Here is a 19,800-nt window from a genome sequence, read left to right as displayed (position 1 = left end):
CGAGCAGTCGTCCGGGGCCCGTTGTCGATGTGGCTCAGGGGCGGGTGGCGGAGCCGAGGACGCCCTCCGCCTCGATCTCCACGGTGAGGGCCGGCTCCACCAGCCGGGACACCTCGACCAGGGTGGAGCAGGGGAAGTCGCCGGTGAAGAACTCGGCCCTGGCGCGGCCCACTTCGGCCTTGTCGGCGATATCGGTGAGGTGGATCCGCAGGTTCTGGACGTCGTCCATGACGCCGCCCGCCGCCTCCACCAGGGCCCGGATGCGGGTCAGGGCCTGGCGGGCCTGGTCGTAGGTGCTGCCGTCGCCGAGGACGCCGCCGTGGCCGTCGCCCGCGTGCATCCCGGAGAGCGTGAAACGGTCGCCGACGGCCTTGCCGGCGCTGAACATACCGGGCCGCGGTGCGCCCGGCACCTCCGGCGCGCTCAGCGTCCGCGCCAACCCCCGCCCGCCGGTGGGCACTTGGGCCGCACGCCACTCGCGGGTGAGGCGCTCCCGTACCGGTACGAAGTCGTAGGTGGGGTGGAAGTCGGTGTGGAAGACGCCCCAGGCGCTTCGCTCCAACTCGACGTTGACCAGGCTGATCTGGTCGGCGGGGAGGCGCAGGGTGACGATCTGGCCGATGCCCATCGCCACCACCCAGGACACGATCTCCGCGTCGCCGGGCGGGAAGCGCTCCCACCAGCCGCGGTCGCCGAGGGTGCTCTGGATCTCGTGCAGGTTCTTCGACTGGTCGTGCCGGAGGATCACGGTGAGCATCACCGTGTTGTCCCCAGACGGGACCGGCGCCGGGCTCTGCCCGGCGCCGGTCGCGCTCACCCCTGCTCCAGTTCGGCGGCCTGCCTGGCCGCTTCCGCCCGGTACAGGCGCCTGATGCGGACGACGCCCAGATCGTGCTGGTAGAGGTTCTCCCGCTGGTCGGCGTCGGCCGGCATCCCCTCCAGCATCACCCGGTCCTGCTCCAGGACCTCGTGGTGGCGCTCCTCCAGCGTCGTCCGGTAGAGGAAGCGCCAGGAGTCCCGCTCCCAGCCCCGCACCTGGCGGCAGCGCCAGTGGAAGATCGCCGACTCGGTCGCGGTGATCGGGGTGGCCATCCCGACGATGCCGAAGGAGCCGCCGGGGCCCGCGAACGTCTGGTACGGGATCTCCAGGTCGACCCAGTCGACGCCGGTGCGGGCGAACTCGACCCAGTCGAAGTTCACCCCGACCTGGTCGGTCTTCTCGAAGAAGAAACCGCGGCCGGTCTCCCGGATGCGGAAGCGGGCCGACTTGGCGCCGCCGGCCATCGAGTGGGAGTGACCGTGCAGGAAGGCGCCGTGCATCGGGTCCAGCACATTGTCGATGTAGAAGCGCCAAGGGGCGCCCCACTCCGCGTAGTTGAGGAAGGAAGCGGTGTCCTCGTCCTCCAGGCGGTCGGGCAGGGCGAGTTCGGTGGGCTCGGGGTGCTGCTCGTCGCCGAAGTAGGCGAACACCACTCCGTGTGCCTCGCGCAGCGGGAGCGAGGTGACGAGGCGCTTGCCCTCCAGATTGCAGCCTGGCAGGCCGGGGACCTTGACGACGGTGCCTTCGCCGTCGACCTGCACTCCGTGGTACTGGCAGGCGATCCGGTCGCCGAGGTGCTGGCCGAGGGAGAGGGGGGCGCTGCGGTGCGGGCAGCGGTCGGCGATCATATGGAGTTCGCCGGAGGGGCGGCGGAAGAGCAGCCAGGGGTCGCCGAGGCGGACCACCCGCTTCATCTCGCCGGGCGCGACGAAGTGCGAGGGGTACACGGGGTACCACTGGTTGCGCAGGCCCGTGGCGTACAGCTCCTCGGCCTTGCTGCCAGGGGTCGCGGGGGCGGTGGTGGCGGTCATCGGGTCACGCTCCCAGTCGCTTGATCTCGGCGGTGAAGGACTCCTCGGTCCAGGGCCCACCGTCCGGCGGATACACATGGCGCTCGTTCAAGCCCCGTACCACGTCGGTCAGTTGGTGCCCGACATCGGCGTAGATCTCCTCCAGCACACCGGCGAGCTTGATCTCGTACGGGGTGGGTTCATGGGTGCGGGTCTGGTGCACCTCGACGTAGCGCGGCATGGTGCTCCTCCAGTTCACGGGGCTTTCTCGGGGTGGGGGCTGACGTGGTGTCAGCAGTCTCAGAGGTCCAGGACCAGGCGGTCGGAGGCGCACCGGGAGACGCAGATCATCATGGTGGCGCCGGAGTTCTGCTCGGCCTCGCTGAGCAGGAAGTCACGGTGGTCGGGGGTGCCGGACACCACCCGGGTCTCGCAGGAGCCGCAGATGCCCTCGCGGCAGGAGCTGCCCACGGCGACCCCGGCGGCCTCCACGGCGTCCAGCACGGAGGTGCCGGCGCCGACCTCGACGGTGACACCGGAGGCGCGGCACTCCACCGCGAAGGCGGTGTCGTCGCCGGTGGTCTCGCTCTTGGGCGCGGCGAACCGCTCCAGCCGCAGCCGCCCGTCCGGTACCGCCTCCTCCACCGCGGCGAGCAGCGGCTCGGGTCCGCAGCAGTACACCAGGGTGTCCTGGTCGAGTCCGGCGAGGGCGGCGGGCAGGTCGATATGGCCGTGCTCGTCCTGCGGGACGAAGGTGACCCGGCCGCCACGCAGGGCGTTCAGCTCGCCGCCGAAGGCCATCGAGGCCCGGCTGCGCCCGCCGTGCACCAGGGTGTACGGGACGCCGCGGCGGTCGGCCTCGCGGGCCATGGCGAGGATCGGGGTGATGCCGATCCCGCCCGCGACGAAGACATAGCGGGCGGCGGGCTCCAGCGCGAAGTGGTTGCGGGGGCCCACGGTGTGCACCCGCTGGCCGGGGCGGAGCTTGGTGTGGACGTGCCGGGAGCCGCCGCGGGAGTCGGGTTCGTCGAGTACGCCGATGCGGTAGCGGGCGGTGTCGGCCGGGTCCCCGCACAGCGAGTACTGCCGGATCAGCCCGCCGAGGTGCAGGTCGAGGTGGGCGCCGGGTTCCCAGGCGGGCAGCGGTTTGCCGTCCGGGTGGACGAGTTCGACGGAGAGGACGCCCTCCGCCTCCCAGCTCATCCGGTGGACGAGGAGGTCGAGTTCGGTTTCCCGCTCAGGGCTCATGGTGGTGCCTCCTCACGCGCTGGGGATCTTGACGGGCGGGGTGAACGGGGTCTTCATCGGGCCGAGGGCCGCCAGGTCGACCTCCACCAGGGTGGGCCCGTCGCTCGCCACCGCCGCGGCGATGGTCGCGGCCGCCTCGGACTCGGCGCCGATCCGCGCGTACGGCAGACCGCAGGCCTCGGCGAGCCGGGCGAAGTCGGGGGTGGCGAGGTCGACTCCGGAGCGGCGGTCGCAGTAGCGGTCCTGCATGTTGCGGAGGACGCCGTAGCCGCCGTCGTTGAAGACGATCAGGGTGAGGCGGGGGCGTTCCTGGGCGAGGGTGAGGAGTTCGCCGAGGTGGACGGCGAGGCCGCCGTCGCCGGCCAGGACGACGGTGGGATCGCCGGGGCGGGCGAGGGCGGCGCCGATGCCCATACCGAGGCCCTGCCCGATGCCGCCGCCTCGGGGGAAGACGTTGTCCCTTGGGTCGTACATCTCCAGCAGGCGGTTGCCCCAGCTCGACGAGGGGATGGTGACGTCGCGGGCGATCGCCGCGCGGCGTGGCAGGGCGGCGCGGACGGCGTCGCAGACCGCGGCCTGCGGGCCGATGTTCTCGTGCAGCACGGCGCGGACCTGGCCGCGCGCCTCGACCACGCGGACCGTCCAGTCGTCCTCGGCGGGGCGGGCGTGCCGGGCGAGCGCGGAGAGGGCGGGGCCAGCGTCGGCGTGCAGGGCGTGCCGGGCCGGGTAGACGCGGCCCAACGCGGCGGCGTCGACGTCGAGTTGGATATGCGCCTCGGGGAGGGTGAGCCCGTAGTCGGCGGTCTCGTTGGAGCGGAAGTGGGTGCCGACGGTGAGGAGTACATCGGCGTCGGCGAGCAGGGCGCGGGCCTGGGGGGTGGTGGCGAAGTTCCCGATGACCTGCGGGTGGTCCTCGGGGACGATGCCGCGGCCGGAGTTGGAGGTGAGCAGTCCGGCGCCGGTGGTCTGGAGCAGGGCGGCGAGTTCGGCGCCGGCGGTGCGGGCGCCGCCGCCGGCCCAGATCAGCGGGCGGCGCGCGGTGGCCAACAGGGCTGCCGCGGCGGCGAGTTCACCGGGTTCGGCGGTGGGCAGCGGTGCCTCGGGGGCGGGTGGCGCGGTGTCGTCCTGCGGGGCGTACTGGAGGTCGATGGGCCATTCGACGCTGGCGGGGCCGCCGGGGGCGGTGAGCGCGGCGGCCGCGGCCTCGCGCAGGATGCCGCCCGCACCGGTGGTGTCGTGGACGGTGGCGGCGTACTTGGAGACCGCGGTCAGCATCCCGAGCTGGTCCTTGGTCTCATGGATGAAGCCGCGGCCGAAGCCGAGGTGCCCGGACTCGATCTGCCCGGTGACATGCAGTACGGAGGTGCCGGCGGCGAGGGCCTCGATGAGGGAGCCGGCGGCGTTGCCGGCACCGGTGCCGGTGGAGGTGAGGGCGCAGCCGAGGCCGCCGCGGGCCCGGCCGTAGGCGTCCGCCGCGTTGACGGCGCTCGCCTCGTGGCGGACCGGTACGAAGCGCAGTTCGCGGTCGACGGCCTCGACCAGCGGCAGGTTGTGCACGCTGACGATGCCGAAGACGGTGTCGATGCCGAGTTCCTTGAGGACGGCGACGAGGAGGTCGCCTCCGGTGTCGTGGCGCATGGGGTGCTCCTGGTGTTCCCGGGGAGGGACGGGGGTCAGAGGATGCCGCGGCCGACGCCGCCGCAGACGTCGAGGCTGGTGCCGGTGATGTACGAGGCGCGCGGGGACAGCAGGGTGACCACGGCGTAGGCGACCTCTTCGGCGCGGCCGAGGCGGCCGAGGGCCACTCCGCGGTCGGCGGCGAGTTCGGCCTGCCACTCCTCGTAGCTGAGGCCGCTGCCGGCGGCGTAGCGGCGGGTCCACTGGCCGGTGTCGACCAGGCCGAGGCAGACCGAGTTGACCCGGATGCCTTCGGGGGCGAGTTCGGTGGCGAGGGCCTTGGAGAGGTTGAGGATGCCGGCGCGGGCGGCGCCGGTGGTGATGAGGCGCGGCTCGGGCTGCTTGGCGAGGACGGCGTTGATGTTGACCACGGCGGCCTGCTCGGAGGCGCGGAGCTGTTCGCGGACGGCGGCGAGCGGGTTGAGCACCCCGGCGAACTTCAGGTCGAGTTCGTCCCGCCAGTCGTCCATGGTGGTCTCGTCCAGCCGCTTCATCCGGGACTGGCCGGCGTTGTTGACGAGCCCGTCGATGCCTCCGAAGTGGTCGGCGGCGCGGGTGCCGAAGTCGTGGACGGCGGCGGTGTCGCGGATGTCGCAGACGGCGGTGAAGAGGCGGTCGGGGCCGGCCCCGGAGTGTTCCGCGGCGCGGGCCAGCCGGTCGGCGTCCCGGCCGCAGGTGGCGACCTTGGCGCCTTCGTCCAGCAGGGCGCGGACCGTGGCCAGGCCGACGCCCGAGCTGCCTCCGGTGACCAGTACGGTGCGGTCGGCGAGACCCAGATCCATGGGGTGACTCCTGTGCGGTGCGGGCGGGTTGGGGCGTCGGTGCGGGGGCTGGTTCAGTGCATGGTGAAGCCGCCGTTGACGGCGATCACCTGGCCGGTGAGGTAGCGGGACTCCTCGGCCAGCAGGAACGCCACCAGGCCGACGAGGTCCTCGGGCTGCTGGGGGCGGCTGATGGCCCGGCCGCCGCGGTACAGGGCGTGGCGCTCCGCGGGTACGCCCTCGGTGGCCTCGACCTCGGTGAGTCCGGGCGCCACCGCGTTGACGGTGATACCGCGGTCGCCGAGTTCGCGGGCCATGGCGCGGGTGAGTGCGATCACGGCGCCCTTGGACGCGATGTAGTGGGCCAGCCGGGGCGAGCCGTAGAGGGCCGCGTCGGAGGCGATGTTGACGATCCGGCCGGGTCCGCCGTGGCCGGTGAGCTGCGGGTGGAGCGCCTTGGCGACGAGCCAGGGGCTGCGGGCGTTGACCGCCATCAGCCGGTCCCAGACGTCGAGTTCGATGTCCTGGAACTCCCGGCCGCCGACCCCGTCGGCCAGGGCCGCGTTGTTGACCAGGCCGTAGAGGGGCCCGAGGACGGCCACCGCCTCGGCCAGGGCGGCCACCGAGCCGGGGTCGGCGACATCGCAGTGCACATAGTGGGCGTCCAGGCCGTCGGCGCGCAGGGCGCCGGCGGTACGGGCGCCCCACTCCTCGTTCAGCTCGGCGACGACGACCCGGAAGCCGTCCTCGGCCGCCCGGCGGGCCATGGCCTGTCCCAGACCACGGCCCGCCCCGGTCACGACGACCGTACGGGCGGCGCCCGCGGGCGCCTCAGTCACGTGTGACACCGTGCATCGGGGAGTACTCGGGGTAGCTCGGCACCTGCGGCTTCCGCGTACCGATGACGACGCAGAACAGCGCGTCGGTGTCGCCCTCGTTCTTCAGCGAGCGGGTCACCCCGGCCGGCACCACGATCATGTCGCGGTAGCCCAGGGTGCGGTACTCGGCCTCGTCGGCGCCGCGGTGGATGCCGACCTTGACCTCGCCCTCCAGGACGAAGAAGGCCTCCTCCACGTCGTGGTGGGTGTGGGCGGGGCCCTCGGCGCCGGGCGGCAGCAGCATGTTGGAGAAGGTGAAGCCGCCGGAGGGGATGATGCGGCTGTCGCCCTCGTGGTTGCCGGTGGCGCCGGAGCCGACGTAGCGGATCTGGCCGCGGCGGTACTGCGGTCCGGCCTTCTCCTGGAAGGAGAGGGTGTCGAAGTCGGCGACGCGGGACTCGCGGCTGGCGATCAGCGAGTCGGTGTAGGAGGCGAGGTCGCCCCCGTTGTCGTAGGCGTCGGTGGTGAGCGGCATGGTGCTGTCCTTCCGGTGCGGAACGGTGGTGCGGATGGTCACGTGCGGGTGGTCGCGTGCGGGTGGTCGCGTGCGGTTCGTCACCCGGGAGTTCAGTCGGTGACGATGTGCAGATGGGCCAGGACCCAGGCGTTGAACCGCCGGGGCTGCTCCTGGTTGGCCAGGTGACCGGCGTCCTTGACGATCACGTAGGCGGTCTTGTGGATGCCGCCGGCGACGGCCTGGGCGCCCTCGATGCCGGTGACGCGGTCCTGGTCGCCGCAGAGCACCAGCGTGGGTGCGGTGATCCGGGGCAGGTCCGGGCGGAGGTCGGCGGCGGCCATGGCCTCGGCCGCGTACCCGTAGCCGGGCAGGCGGACGGAGTCGGCCATGGTGTCGGTGACGCGCCGCACCAGTTCTGCGGGCGCGCCCGGGGAGAGCAGCCGGGCGCTGCGCTGTTCGGCGAAGGCACGGGGTCCCGCGGCGGCGAGTTCGGCGGCGCGGGCGCGCATCCCGGCGGCCTTGCCGGGGTCGGTTCCGGAACCGGGGCTGGAGTCCGCCACGATCAGCGAGTCGACCAACTCCGGGTGGCGCAGGGCGAGTCGGAGTGCGATGACACCGCCCCAGGACACGCCGAGGACATGGGCGGTGCCGCCGTGTGCGCGGATCACCGCGGCGGCGGTGTCGGCGTAGTCGTCCAGGCTCAACGGGCCGTGCGGGTCAGCCGACTTGGCGTAGCCGGGGGCGTCCCAGGCCAGTACCCGGAAGTGGTCGGAGAGTTCGTCGAGTTGGGGGGCGAAGGCAGCGGAGGAGGAGCCGATGCCGTGCAGGCACAGCAGCAACGGCCCCTGCTCGCCCGCCTGTTCCAGGTGCAGCCCGGCGGTGTCGTAGGCGGCGCTCACAGGATCTGCCCCCCTCGGCCCGCGATCGCGCCCAGGCTGCGCAGCACGGCGTGCGGTACGACCTGGCTGGTGGCGGGGTTGGACGGGTCGGGCAGGTGGCGCACCTCGAAGCGGTAGCTGCCGTGGGCGCCGGTGGCCTCGATGGTGTGCGAGGTGTGGTGGGCGGCCGGGTCGGCGACGACATCGACCCGGACGGCGTCCAGGTCCCCGACGGCGAGGGCGACGGAGGCGGCGACATTGGTCGACTTGGGGAACTTCACCGGGATGTCGCGCGCGGTGCCCGACATCACCGTGACCGGTTCGGTGGTGGTGTGCAGCCGCTGCTTCAACTCCTCGTCCATCCACGGCTGTTCGAGGGTGGCGGGCAGTTTGGTGGTGGTGAGGCGGACCTCGGTGAGCGGGCCCATGCCGCGGGCCGCCTGGAGCAGGTCGAGGCCGCCGACGGCGCCGCCGGTGAAGTAGACGCGGCCGGGCCCGGCGGTGCGCAGCCGCTTGGCGAGGTCCTCGTCGGTGAGGGCGCCGGTGGACGCGATCAGCAGGTCGACCCCGGCGTCCAGGATCCGCTCGCCGCACTCCCGCACCACGCCCTGCCCAGCCGCCTCCACGATGAGGTCGCAGCGCTCCAGGGCTTCTTCCAGGGGGAGTTGGGGGGCGGGGGCGCTGTCGCCGAGCGGCCGGTTGTCGATGACGCACTCCAGGCGGGCGCCGGGCACCTCCCCCGCGGCGAGGGCGGTGCCCACGACACGGCCGATGGCGCCCCAGCCGATGAGTCCTACGGTGCGGGTGTTCATACGGCGGCTCCCTGGGGGGCGTGGGCGTCGAGCGGCGGCTGTACGGGCGTGCCGTCGGCGGTGCCCGCCATATGGCAGCGGATCCGCTTCGAGGGCGGGCCGGCGGTGCCCCACAGGTCGGAGAGTTCCGGGATGCGGCGCCACACCCGGGCGATCCAGCGGTCCTCCTCGATCTGGGCGACGTCGGAGGTGTACTCGCAGACCAGGCCGGTGGGGTCGGTGAAGTAGGAGAAGGTGTTGTTGCCGGGGCCGTGGCGGCCGGGGCCCCACTCGGGGACCACCCCGTGGTGCCGCAGCCGCCCGAGGCCGCGCATGAAGTGGTCGACGGAGGACATCTCGTAGGCGACGTGGTTGAGGGAGACCCAGTCGGCCTGGTTGAAGGCGACGCAGTGGTGGTCGCTGTTGCAGCGCAGGAATGCCATCTGGTGCTCGGACCAGTCGGAGACGCGCAGGCCGAGGACGTCGCGGTAGAAGGCGACGGCGGCGTCGATGTCGGTGGTGTTGAGCACGGTGTGGGTGACGCCGACCGGGACGGCCGCGTCCCGGCCGCGTTCGGCCACCGCCCAGGTCTCGGCGGAGAGTTCGACCAGCCGGCCCTCGTGGTCGTGGAAGCGGAGGCCGTAGCCGCCGCCGACCTGGTCGAGCGGCCCGGGTCCGGCGAGGGGCCGGATACCGCGGGCCTCCAGGCGGCGGGCGGCCTCGTCGATCTCGGCGGGCGTGGCGACGGCGAAGACCAGACGGCCCAGGCCGATCCGGTCGCTGCGGGTCAACTGGAGGGCGTGGTGCTGGGGTCCGGTGCCGCGCAGCCAACTGGCGTCCCGCTCCGCCTCCACGACCTCCAGGCCCCACACCTCTCGGTAGAAGTCGTTGGCCGCGGTGAAGTCGGGGGTGAGCAGCTCGACCGAACGCAGCGCGCGCAGCCGGGCGATGGGCGGTTGGGGCATGGCCGTCTCCAGAGGTGCGTGGGTGGGGTGGCCCGGGGTGTCGCCGGGGCGGGGCGGTGGCGGCGGTCAGCCGGCCCAGGGCAGGGGGGCGTCGGAGGTGCCCCAGTAGAGGGACTTCTGCCGCTGGTAGGCGCGGATCGCGTCGCGGCCCTTCTCGGTGCCGAGGCCGCTGTCCTTCATCCCGCCGAACGGGGTGGAGATACTGAACTGCTTGTAGGTGTTGATCCACACGGTGCCGGCGTCGATCCGGCGGGCGAGCCGCCAGGCGGCCCGGTGGTCCCGGGTCCAGATGCCGCAGGCCAGCCCGTAGACCGAGTCGTTGGCCTGCCGCACCAGGTCCTCCTCGTCGTCGTAGGGCAGGGCGACCAGGACCGGGCCGAAGATCTCCTCGCGGCAGACGCGGGCGGTGGGCGGCAGGCCGTCGATGACGGTGGGCAGGTAGTAGGCACCGGCCGTGTAGGTGTCGCCCTCGGGGGCCGCGCCTCCGCACCGGACACGGCCCCCTTCCTCGCGGGCGAGGTCCACATAGGCCGCGACGGAGTCCCGGTGCCGGTGGTGCACGAGCGGCCCGACCTGGGTGTCCGGATCGGTCCCGGGGCCTACGCGCAACTTCCGTACGCGCTCCACGAGTTCGGCGAGGAACCGGTCGTAGATCTCGCGGGCGACGAACAGCCGGGAGCCGGCGACGCAGGACTGGCCGCTGGACGAGAAGACGCCGAACATGACGCCGGCCAGGGCCTGTTCGAGGTCGGCGTCGGCACGGACGATGGTCGGCGACTTGCCGCCCAACTCCAGCGAGGCGGGGACCAGCTTCTCGGCCGCCGCGTGGGCGATGGCCCGCCCGGTCCCGGTACCGCCGGTGAAACCGATCCGCCCGACCAGCGGATGCCGCACGATGGCGTCCCCGACCACGCCTCCGCTGCCCGGCAGCACGGAGAGCAGTGCGGTCGGCAACTCCGCCTCGATGAGGGCCCGTTGGATGATGCGGCCCAGGGCGAGGGAGACCAGCGGGGTCCATGCGGCGGGCTTCAGCAGCACGGCGTTGCCGCCGGCGAGCGCGGGGGCGATCTTCTGCGCGTCGCTGGCGACCGGCGAGTTCCACGGGTTGACCGCGCCCACCACGCCGATCGGTTCATGGACGCTGAGGGTGAGGTACTCGCCGCGGGACGGGGTGATCGCGTCCTCGGCGGTCTCCAGGGCGGCCGCGGTGTAGCGGAAGGTGGCGGCGGCGCTGAGGGCGAGGGCCCGGGTCTCGGCGAGGGTCTTGCCGGTGTCGGCGGTCTGGAGGGCGGACAGCTCGTCGGCGGCGTCCTCGACCAGGGCGGCGATCCGGTGCAGCAGGGCGGCGCGGCGGTGTGGGAGCAGATCGCGCCAGGCCGGATCGGCGGCGGCCTCGGCGGCGGCGCGGGCCGCGGTGTCGACCTGGTCTGCGTCGGCGGCGTGGAGGGTGGTGAGGACGGTGCCGTCGGCCGGGTTCACGGTGTCCATGGCCTGGCCGGCTCCGCGCTGCCAGCGGCCCCCGATGAGGATCTCGTCTGCGGGCAGACCGGGCATGGCAGGACCTCCTGGCGAAGGGGCGTACAGGGTGCGCCGAGCGATGCCGGGCCGCTCACGGCCGGTCCCCCACTCGAACAGCACTAGAAATCTAAGGCCTTAATCATTTCCTTGGCAACCCCCTCGGATCCCCCTTCTCGCCACGGCATGGACCACGCGACGGACTCCCCGCCGACCCCGCCCGGCCCACCACCGCCGGGCGGGTCCACACACCCACCCCTAGAATTGGGGCGATTTATCCGATCCGATAAGGAATCGGCGCGAAAGGGCGCGTTCATGGCGGAACCAACGGGGCTGGTGCGACTGCTGTCCCGAGTGCTGCGGTCCCGCACCCCGCAGGAGCTGCTGAGGGCCCTCACCGACGGCGGCCAGAACGCCGGACTCCCGCCGGACGGCATCGCGCTCTACCTGGACGGCAAGGACCAGGACCCGGTCCGTTTCCCCGCGGCCCCGCCCGGCGGCGACCCGCTCCTGCCCGCGGTGCGCCGCGTCCTGCGCACCGGCCGGGCCACCACCCTCGGCCCACTCGCCCCCGGCACCCGGATCCTGCCGCTGGGGCCCGCCGGGCGGGTCCGGGGCGCCCTGGCGGTGCCGCCCGCCGCGGGCCGTACCGCCGATGCGGAGGAGCTGGCGCTGATCGCCGAGTGCTGCGGCCGCGCCCTGCCCGATCCCGCCGAGACCGGACCGGGCCTCGCCGACGCGGTACGGGCCGCCCGCGCCGGTGTCTTCGCCTGGGACTTCGTCTCCGACAACGCGTACTGGGACGAGCGGACCCGCGCCATCTTCGGCCTCGACCCGGCGTCCTTCGGCGGCAGCGCCGAGACGTTCTTCTCCACCCTGCACCCCGACGACGTACCGGCTCTCCAGGCGGCGATCGCCCAGGTCGCCGAGGACGCCGCCACCGCCGCCGCACACGGGGACCCGGACGGGGCGGGCCGCTACCAGGTGGGCTTCCGGGTCCGCCACCCCGACGGCAGCGTGCACCATGTCACCGAGTACGGGCGGGTGTTGATGGACGAGGCGGGGCACCCCACCCGCACCCTCGGGCTGCTGCTGGAGACCGATCCCGGCATCCAGGTCGCGCCGCGCGGCCCCGAGTCCCCGGACAGCTCCCGGGACTCGTTCCTCTTCACCCTGACCCGCGCCCTGAGCCAGGCGGTCACCGTACGGGACGTCACCGAGGTCATGACCCGGCTGGCGCGGCCCGCGCTCGGCGCCGAGAACCTGATCCTGGGGCTCACCGAGGCGGGCGAGATGCGGATCGTCGGCGACAGCTCCGTATCCACCTCCCTCCAGTACCTGCGGCCGGCCGCGCACGCCGCGATGTCCTCGGCGGCCACCCGGGAGCAGCCGCTGTTCATCGAGGACCTCAGCCGGCCGCCCGGCCCCGCTCTCGCCGGGCTGCCCACGGGCGGACTGCCCGCCCGTTCCTGGGTGGTGCTCGCCCTGGGGTCGGTGGACCGGGTCACCGGCGCCTGTCTGATCTCCTTCGCGCGGCCGCGGCACTTCGACGCCGGGGAGCGCACCTTCTACACGGCGGTCGCGGTGATACTCACCCAGAGCCTGGAACGCGCCCGGCTCTTCGACACCGAGCACCAGCTCGCCAGCGACCTCCAGCAGGCCATGCTGCCCGGCCGCCTGCCCCCACTGCCCTCGCTGACCGTGCACTCCCGCTATCTGCCCGGCACCCGCGGAATGCAGATCGGCGGCGACTGGTACGACCTCCTGCCGCGCCGGGACGGCACCGCCGCCCTGATCATCGGCGACGTCCAGGGCCACGACGCCTACGCCTCCGCGGTGATGGGGCAACTCCGGGTCGCGCTACGGGCGTCCGCCGAGGCGCGGTTGGACCCGGGCGCGGTACTGGCGCATGTCAACCGCGTCCACTGCGACCTGGACACCGACCGCTTCGCCACCTGCACCTATCTGGTGCTCGACCCGGTGGACGGCACCCTGCGCGGGGCGCGGGCCGGGCATCCGCATCCATGGCGGGTGCGGGGCGGGGCGGTCAGCGAGGTGGAGCTGGCGGGCGGGCCGCCGCTCGGGGTGGACCCGTGGGCCGGTTTCCCGACGACGACCGCCCGGCTCGCCGACGACGAGGCGCTGCTGCTGTTCACCGACGGCCTGGTGGAGCGCCGGGACGCCGACATCGACGTCTGCGTCCGGGAGATGATCGACGAGATCCACCGCTGGGGCGCACCCCGCGGCCCCCTCCTCGACCTCGGTGACCTGGTCGACTTCCTGGCCGGCCAGGAGGCCCCGGGACGTATCGACGACATCGCCCTCCTCGCCGTCCGCCGCAGACCCCGAGCCTGAGCAGCAGCGCTCGCCACCCGCACGACCGAGCGGAGAAACCCCGCACGGCCAGGTGGCCCGCCCCACCGTCCTGGACGTCGCCGACCTGTGCACCCGCTGGCCCCTGCACCGCGCCGGGACGCCGCGGGGCCGCGCTTCGCGCGCGAGTGGCGCAAGGACCGCGACGCGCCCTGATCCGCGGCCCGTTGACCGGTGGAGGTCAGTCCTCGGTGGTCGCGGATCCGGCGCGCTCGTACTGGCCGTCGGTGATGGTCTTGACGAGGAAGGCGGCGGTCACGGCGGCGGCGATGACGGCGGCGTCGGCGGCGAGGAGCCAGCCCACATCGGTGTAGGCGCGTTCGATGACGTGGTCCGTGGAGTCGGCGTAGACCAGGCCGACGCCGCCGTAGACGCCCAACAGCCAGCACGCCCACCACCAGTTGAGGATGCGCGGCAGGGGCCGGCCCGGGTCGCCGGCGCGGTGGACACCGGCGATGATGCCGCGCGGCACCCACAGGTTCACGATCGGGACGACCCAGCCGAGGTAGATCCACGGCCAGGCGTAGGCGGGGCGCACACCGGAGAGGGCGAGGGCGTTGTCCCGGACGCGCCACAGCCAGGCGATGAAGGTGATCGCGCAGATCACGGTGGCAAGGTCTCTGACATTGCCGACCATGTGGTAGCCGTTCTCCAGGGCGTTCAGCGGACGGTGCACACCGTCACCCTGGTCGGGCGGGCCCGAGGCCGGCATCCCGGCGGCGGCCAGCCGCAGATGCCAGACCGCCAACGCCGCCCAGGCCGCCCCGGCGAGACCGAGGGTGACCATGGTGACGTGCGCGATGCCGCGGGCAGGACTGAATGTGGGGGGCGATATGCGATCGTTCACCCGGCCATCCTGTCAGACGCCCAGGCCGTGTCGGCCGCCTCAACCGGCCTCCACGCCAGTCGAGTTGTCCCGTTCCTCGCCCTTGGTGACCGTGCAGTGCAGGGAGTCGTCCAGGACGTCGGCGGTGATGGTGTCGCCCGGGTCGGCCTCGCCGCTGAGCAGCAACTCGGCGAGGCGGTTGTCGAGTTCGGCCTGGATGGTGCGGCGCAGCGGGCGGGCGCCGAACTCCGGCTGGTGCCCGTGGGCGATCAGCAGCTTCTTCGCGGCCCCGGTCACCTTCAGGGTGATGCCCTGGGCGTGCACCCGGTGTTCGCTCTGCGTCAGCAGATGGTCGACGATCTTGGAGAGGTCGTCCTCGCCGAGGCTGTGGAAGATGATGATGTCGTCGATGCGGTTGAGGAACTCGGGCAGGAACCGTGCCCGCAGTTCCGCCATCAACGTGTCCTTCAGCTCGGAGACATCGCCCTGGTGGTCCAGGATGCGGTGGGCGCCGATGTTGGACGTCATGATGATCACGCAGTGCCGGAAGTCGACGGTGCGGCCCTGCCCGTCGGTGAGCCGCCCGTCGTCCAGGATCTGGAGCAGGGTGTTGAAGACGTCCGGGTGCGCCTTCTCCACCTCGTCGAAGAGGACCACGCTGTACGGCTGGCGGCGGACCTTCTCGGTGAGCTGGCCCGCCTCGTCGTAGCCGACGTATCCGGGAGGGGCGCCGACGAGGCGGGCCACGGTGTGCTTCTCCTGGAACTCGCTCATGTCGAAGCGGACCATGCGGCTCTCGTCCCCGAAGAGCAACTCGGCGAGCGTCTTGGCCAGTTCGGTCTTGCCGACGCCGGTCGGGCCGAGGAAGAGGAAGGAGCCGACGGGGCGGTTCGGGTCGCCCATCCCGGCCCGGTTGCGGCGTACCGCCTGGGAGACGGCGGTGACCGCCTCGTCCTGGCCGACGATCCGCGAGTGCATCTCCTCCTCCAGCCTCAGCAGGCGTTCCTTCTCGCCCGCGGTGAGCTGGGAGACGGGGATGCCGGTGCGGCGGGACACCACATCGGCGATATCGCGGGCGGTGACCGAGACGACGCCCTCGCGGCGCTCCTCGACACCGGCCAACTCGCCCTCCACCTCGGCGATCTGGCGCTTGAGTTCGGCGGCCCGGTCGAAGTCCTCGGCGGCGACCGCCTGGTCCTGTTCGCGGCGGAGTTTGGCGATACGGTCCTCGCGGCTGACCACCTCGGTGGAGCGGGCCGCGCTGCGCAGCCGTACCCGGGAGCCCGCCTGGTCCATGACGTCGATGGCCTTGTCGGGGAGGAAGCGGTCGCTGATGTAGCGGTCGGAGAGTTCCGCGGCGGCGGTCAGCGCTCCGTCGGCGAACCGGACCTGGTGGTGCGCCTCGTAGACGTCGCGCAGGCCCTCCAGGATCTGCACGGTCTCCTCGACGGTGGGTTCGGGCACCAGCACCGGCTGGAAGCGGCGTTCCAGCGCGGCGTCCTTCTCGACGTGCTTGCGGTACTCGTCGATGGTGGTGGCGCCCACCACATGCAACTCGCCCCGGGCCAGGGCCGGTTTGAGCATGTTCCCGGCGTCCATGGAGCTCTCGCCGGTGGCGCCGGCGCCGACCACGGTGTGCAGTTCGTCGATGAAGAGGATGATCCCGCCGCGGGCGTCCTGCACCTCCTGGATGACCTTCTTCAGCCGCTCCTCGAACTGGCCGCGGTACTGCGCCCCCGCCACCATGCCGGACAGGTCGAGCACCACGACCCGCTTGTCCTTGAGGGTGTCGGGTACCTCACCGGCCACGATGCGCTGGGCCAGGCCCTCCACGATCGCGGTCTTACCGACGCCGGGTTCACCGATCAGCACCGGGTTGTTCTTGGAGCGCCGGGAGAGGATCTCCACGGTCTGCTCGATCTCCTCGGCCCGCCCCACCACCGGGTCGAGCTTGCCGGCCTTGGCCTCCTCGGTGAGGTCGCGGCCGAACTCGTCCAGGGTGGTGGCCGGCTGCTGCCTGCCCTCGGTGGGCATCCCGTCCGCGCGGGCCGCCTGTTCGGTCAGCCGGGAGAGCTGCGGTACGTCCTGGCCTTCCGCGCCGAGGAGGCGGGCGGCGCCGGTGTCGGGGTCGTCGAGGAGTGCGCCGAGGATGTGCTCGGGCCCGATGTAGGAGACCCCGGCCGCCTGGGAGCGGGCGTAGGCGGCGGACAGGGTGCGTTTGGCGGCGGGGGTGAGGCCGGGTTCGGCGGAGGGCTCACCGGACTCGCGGGGCAGGATCTTGGCGATCCGGGAGGCGAGGGCGTCGGGTTCCGCACCGGCCTGCGCGAGCAGTGAGCGGGCCGGGTCGACCCTGGTGCACGCCCACAGCAGGTGTTCGGTGTCGAGGTCGGAGGTGCCGTCCTCGACGGCGCGCTGTCCGGCCAGGTTGAGGAGTTCCTGCGAGGACTCCGTCAACAGCCGTCCGATGGGCACCCGTTGGACCGCCGGGGGCGAGGAGGCGGGTGACATCCCGAAGAACCTGTTCAGCATCTCGCTGAAGGGATCGGACGGACCGAAACCGAACGACGACATCGACATGGTGGCTCCTGGAGCGGCGACGGGTCCCTTCCACGGAAACGCGATGCCCCCGGCTCTGCAACTCAGGGCCGCCGCGGCGTTCCGGAGCCCGGACCGGCTCAGGCCGGGTCGAGTGCCACCACCGCTTCGTCGGTGTGGACCAGGAACGTCAGGGTCTGGCGGAAGTACAGCTCGATGCGGTGGGCGTCGTGGGCGGTGTAGCCGATGGCCAGGTCCTCGCCGAGGCGCAGTTCGAAGTCGCCGCCGCGGGTGCTGAGCAGATAGCCGCCCTCGATCGCCGGCGCCCACACCAGGTCCCCGTCGAGGATGCGCTCCAGGTGGGCGGTGATGGGGTAGCCGTGGTCGGAGGTCTCACTGACCGCGGTGTACGCCTCCGCGCCCAACGCCAGCGAGTACGGGCCCTGCACACCGGCGAGGCGGAGTTCGGTGAGGGCGTGGCTGACGGCGTCCGGGTAGTCGCGGGCCTCGGTGGGCAGCCGCAGCACCTCGTTGGAGGTGCGGGCGCGCAGTCCGTCGATCCGGGCGGCCCGGTAGCCGGTGAAGACGGCGCGGTCCTCGGCGAGGGCCATGGTGCGGGCGGCGTCCTTCACCGGCTGCCAGTCGGAGTCCTGGGCGCCGCGGTCCACATCGTCGACGGCGTCCCGGGTCACGGTGAACGGCACGGTCAGCTCGACCAGCGGCTGGGAGGTGCGGAGCCGGGCACCGACCCCGGTGGCGGGTCCTTCGATGCCGGTGAGGTGTCCGGTGCCGACGGCGGCGAGGGTGGGTCCGTCGGGGCCTGAGACGTCGACCACCCGGCGGCCGGCGAGGTTGCGGCGGAAGGTGCGGCGGGCCTCGTCCTCGATCTCGGACCAGGCGGCGGGGGTGACGGGGGCGAGTTCGCGGTGCAGGTTGGTGGTGGCGGGCGGGGTCATGGTCACGCTCCTTTGAGGCCGCCGATGCCGAGGGAGCCGTCCGCGGCGGCGGCTGCGGGTGCGGGCGGCAGCGCGTCGAGGAAGTCCTCGGTCGGCACATGGAAGAGGCAGCCGGTGACGGGGGTGGAGAAGTCGAGGATGCGGTCGTGGGTGGCGTCGCCGTCGCCGAGGAACATGTTGCGCAGCATCTGCTCGGTGACGTCGGGGGTGTGCGAGTAGCCGATGAAGTAGGTGCCGAACTCGTCCGATCCGAGGGTGCCGAACGCCATGTTGTCGCGCACGATCTTGCGTTCGGTACCGTCCTCGCCGGTGATGGTGTTGAGGGCGACATGGGAGTCGGCGGGCTTGACGGCGTCGGGGAGTTCGACGTTGTCGTGCTTGCGCCGGCCGATGACCCGGTCCTGCTCCTCGGTGGGCAGGGCGTGCCAGGTGGTGAGGTCGTGCAGGTACTTCTGCACGATGACATAGCTGCCGCCGGTGAAGTCCGGGTCCTCCCCGCCGACGAACACCGAGGCCTCCGCGAGCCGCCCCTCCGGGTTCTCGCTGCCGTCCACGAAGCCCAGCAGGTCGCGCTCGTCGAAGTACTTGAAGCCATGGACCTCGTCCTCGACGCGGACGGCGCCGCGGAGGCGGTCGGTGATCAGCCGGGCCAGTTCGAAGCAGAGGTCGGTGCGGCGGGACCGCAGGTGGAAGAGGAGGTCGCCCGGGGTGCTCGGGGCGGTGTGGCGGGCCCCGGCCAGCGGGACGAAGGGGTGCAGGTCGCGGGGGCGGGGCCCGGTGAAGAGGCGGTCCCAGGCGGCGGAGCCGATGCCGGTGACGCAGGTGAGGTGGTCGTCGGGGGCGCGGAAGGCGACCGAGCGGCGCAGTGCGGACAGGTCCTCCAGCAGTCCGCGGACGGTGTCCTCGCCGCCGGGTGCGATGGTGGCGACGAGGAACACGGCTGCTTTGGCCGGGGCTTCGATCACGGCTTGCGACTCCACTGCGGGTGGCCTCCTGAGAACGCTGGGCGTACGGCGGTCCGTTGCGGTCCGGCACCGCGGCGGCACCCGCCACGGAGTGCCCGGTACCCCGGACCGCCATCCTGATGTATCCGGTGGCATTCTGCGCGGGGGTGTCGCCGCGTGGGACCCGCTTGGCAATACGTCGACTTGTCGGGTACACCCGTGGCGTGCTGTTTCGACAACTGGAGTACCTGGTGGCCCTCTCCCGGGAGCGCCACTTCGCGCGTGCCGCCGACACCTGCCATGTGTCCCAGCCGGCGCTGTCCGCCGCGGTGCGGAAGCTGGAGGAGGAGTTGGACGTGCCGCTGGTGCGGCGCGGACGCAAGTACGAGGGGCTGACGCCGGAGGGCGAGCGCATCGTGCTGTGGGCGCAGCGCATCCTCGCCGACCGGGACTCGCTGCGCGACGAGGTGGGTGCGCTGCGCTCCGGGCTGAGCGGCAGGCTGCGCATCGGTTCGGTGCCGACCGCGTCCGGTGCGGTGTCCCTGCTGACCGGGCCGTTCTGCGCGGCGCATCCGCTGGTCACGGTGGAGGTGCTGGCGGATCTCCAGTCGGTGGACATCCTGCGGCAGTTGCGGAACTTCGAGATCGACGCCGCGCTGACCTATGTGCATGAGCAACTACCGGACGGTTTCCAGGGGGTGCCGCTGTACCAGGAGCGCTATGTGCTGCTGACCGCGGCGGGGGACGGTCGGGCGCGGCAGCCCACGGCGACCTGGGAGGAGGCGTCCCGGCTGCCGCTGTGTCTGCTGACGGGGGCGATGCAGGGGCGGCGGGTGCTGGACGCGGTCTTCGCGGAGCTGGGTCTGGAACCGGCGCCCCGGGTGGAGACGGACTCGGTGGGCGCCCTGTTCGCGCATGTGCGGACCGGGCAGTGGGCGAGCATCGTGGCCCGCGCCTGGCTGCATGTCTTCGGGGTGCCGCCCGGGATGCGCGCGGTACCGCTGGTGGAGCCGGCGCGTGCGGTGCCGGTCGGGCTGGTCACCGTGTCCCGGGACCCGGAGTCGATGATGGCGCGGGCGCTGACCGAGATCGCCCGGACCACCGATGTGGCCGGTGCGCTGGAGCGGTTGCCGGGCGGCGGGTGACGGCCACCGCCCGGCTACCGG

Annotated in this window: 18 protein-coding genes; 2 read left to right on the top strand and 16 right to left on the bottom strand. The window is 72.7% G+C overall.

The genetic code is table 11. The features are described from left to right. Window positions 1-34: 34 nt before the first annotated feature. The 12 genes from ACFVST_RS03855 to ACFVST_RS03800 form a co-directional block, all read right to left on the bottom strand. Complete coding sequence (locus ACFVST_RS03855; protein ID WP_390146582.1) at window positions 35-817, bottom strand: RidA family protein; 783 nt, start codon at window positions 815-817, stop codon at window positions 35-37. Further along, window positions 814-1,851 carry a Rieske 2Fe-2S domain-containing protein gene (locus ACFVST_RS03850; protein ID WP_390146580.1) on the bottom strand — a complete coding sequence of 346 codons (1,038 nt, stop codon included), beginning with the start codon at window positions 1,849-1,851 and terminating at the stop codon, window positions 814-816. The genes ACFVST_RS03855 and ACFVST_RS03850 overlap by 4 nt, the downstream gene beginning before the upstream one ends. 4 nt (window positions 1,852-1,855) lie before the next feature. Further along, the gene (locus ACFVST_RS03845) at window positions 1,856-2,071 is read right to left on the bottom strand and encodes a recombinase-like helix-turn-helix domain-containing protein (protein WP_390146579.1); all 216 of its coding nucleotides are present in this window, start codon (window positions 2,069-2,071) and stop codon (window positions 1,856-1,858) included. Window positions 2,072-2,130: 59 nt separating this feature from the next. Then, window positions 2,131-3,078, bottom strand: a complete 948-nt coding sequence (locus tag ACFVST_RS03840; RefSeq protein WP_390146577.1) for a PDR/VanB family oxidoreductase — start codon at window positions 3,076-3,078, stop codon at window positions 2,131-2,133. A 12-nt stretch (window positions 3,079-3,090) separates the two neighbouring features. Further along, on the bottom strand, window positions 3,091-4,716 hold the full coding sequence (locus ACFVST_RS03835) for a thiamine pyrophosphate-binding protein (protein ID WP_390146575.1): 1,626 nt from the start codon (window positions 4,714-4,716) through the stop codon (window positions 3,091-3,093). A gap of 35 nt (window positions 4,717-4,751) precedes the next feature. Beyond that, window positions 4,752-5,537: an SDR family oxidoreductase gene (locus tag ACFVST_RS03830; RefSeq protein WP_390146573.1), complete on the bottom strand. Its 786-nt coding sequence runs from the start codon at window positions 5,535-5,537 to the stop codon at window positions 4,752-4,754. A gap of 53 nt (window positions 5,538-5,590) precedes the next feature. After that, window positions 5,591-6,355 (bottom strand): SDR family oxidoreductase, encoded by a 765-nt coding sequence (locus ACFVST_RS03825; RefSeq protein ID WP_390146571.1) that lies wholly within the window; start codon window positions 6,353-6,355, stop codon window positions 5,591-5,593. Then, window positions 6,348-6,869, bottom strand: a complete 522-nt coding sequence (locus ACFVST_RS03820) for a cupin domain-containing protein (RefSeq protein ID WP_390146596.1) — start codon at window positions 6,867-6,869, stop codon at window positions 6,348-6,350. The genes ACFVST_RS03825 and ACFVST_RS03820 overlap by 8 nt, the downstream gene beginning before the upstream one ends. Before the next feature lie 92 nt (window positions 6,870-6,961). Beyond that, on the bottom strand, window positions 6,962-7,750 hold the full coding sequence (locus ACFVST_RS03815) for an alpha/beta fold hydrolase (protein ID WP_390146569.1): 789 nt from the start codon (window positions 7,748-7,750) through the stop codon (window positions 6,962-6,964). After that, complete coding sequence (locus ACFVST_RS03810; protein WP_390146567.1) at window positions 7,747-8,541, bottom strand: aspartate dehydrogenase domain-containing protein; 795 nt, start codon at window positions 8,539-8,541, stop codon at window positions 7,747-7,749. Before ACFVST_RS03810 ends, ACFVST_RS03815 begins: the two co-directional genes overlap by 4 nt. Then, the gene (locus ACFVST_RS03805; protein WP_390146565.1) at window positions 8,538-9,485 is read right to left on the bottom strand and encodes a VOC family protein; all 948 of its coding nucleotides are present in this window, start codon (window positions 9,483-9,485) and stop codon (window positions 8,538-8,540) included. The genes ACFVST_RS03810 and ACFVST_RS03805 overlap by 4 nt, the downstream gene beginning before the upstream one ends. Before the next feature lie 66 nt (window positions 9,486-9,551). Beyond that, complete coding sequence (locus ACFVST_RS03800; RefSeq protein WP_390146563.1) at window positions 9,552-11,039, bottom strand: aldehyde dehydrogenase family protein; 1,488 nt, start codon at window positions 11,037-11,039, stop codon at window positions 9,552-9,554. Window positions 11,040-11,315: 276 nt separating this feature from the next. Here ACFVST_RS03800 and ACFVST_RS03795 point away from each other — a divergent pair, with 276 nt between their 5' ends. Continuing rightward, window positions 11,316-13,355, top strand: coding sequence for a SpoIIE family protein phosphatase (locus ACFVST_RS03795; RefSeq protein ID WP_390146561.1), 2,040 nt, complete (start codon window positions 11,316-11,318; stop codon window positions 13,353-13,355). A 199-nt stretch (window positions 13,356-13,554) separates the two neighbouring features. On the opposite strand, the gene ACFVST_RS03790 is transcribed toward ACFVST_RS03795, so the two are convergent. The 4 genes from ACFVST_RS03790 to ACFVST_RS03775 all read right to left on the bottom strand — a co-directional run bounded on the left by ACFVST_RS03790 (window position 13,555) and on the right by ACFVST_RS03775 (window position 18,670). Beyond that, on the bottom strand, window positions 13,555-14,220 hold the full coding sequence (locus tag ACFVST_RS03790) for a DUF4328 domain-containing protein (protein WP_390146559.1): 666 nt from the start codon (window positions 14,218-14,220) through the stop codon (window positions 13,555-13,557). Window positions 14,221-14,259: 39 nt separating this feature from the next. Further along, entirely contained in the window at window positions 14,260-16,776 is a 2,517-nt protein-coding gene (locus tag ACFVST_RS03785; protein WP_390146557.1) for an ATP-dependent Clp protease ATP-binding subunit, read from the bottom strand. A 98-nt stretch (window positions 16,777-16,874) separates the two neighbouring features. Then, window positions 16,875-17,690, bottom strand: a complete 816-nt coding sequence (locus ACFVST_RS03780; protein ID WP_390146555.1) for a family 1 encapsulin nanocompartment shell protein — start codon at window positions 17,688-17,690, stop codon at window positions 16,875-16,877. A gap of 2 nt (window positions 17,691-17,692) precedes the next feature. Further along, window positions 17,693-18,670 (bottom strand): Dyp-type peroxidase, encoded by a 978-nt coding sequence (locus ACFVST_RS03775; RefSeq protein WP_390146553.1) that lies wholly within the window; start codon window positions 18,668-18,670, stop codon window positions 17,693-17,695. Between the two features lie 188 nt (window positions 18,671-18,858). Here ACFVST_RS03775 and ACFVST_RS03770 point away from each other — a divergent pair, with 188 nt between their 5' ends. Then, window positions 18,859-19,779 (top strand): LysR family transcriptional regulator, encoded by a 921-nt coding sequence (locus tag ACFVST_RS03770; protein ID WP_390146551.1) that lies wholly within the window; start codon window positions 18,859-18,861, stop codon window positions 19,777-19,779. The last annotated feature ends 21 nt before the right edge of the window (window positions 19,780-19,800 follow it).

Source organism: Streptomyces sp. NPDC058045, assembly GCF_042885635.1.
Lineage (GTDB): Bacteria > Actinomycetota > Actinomycetes > Streptomycetales > Streptomycetaceae > Streptomyces.
Note: the sequence above shows the minus strand (reverse complement) of the source record. Positions and strands in the feature narration are given on the sequence as shown.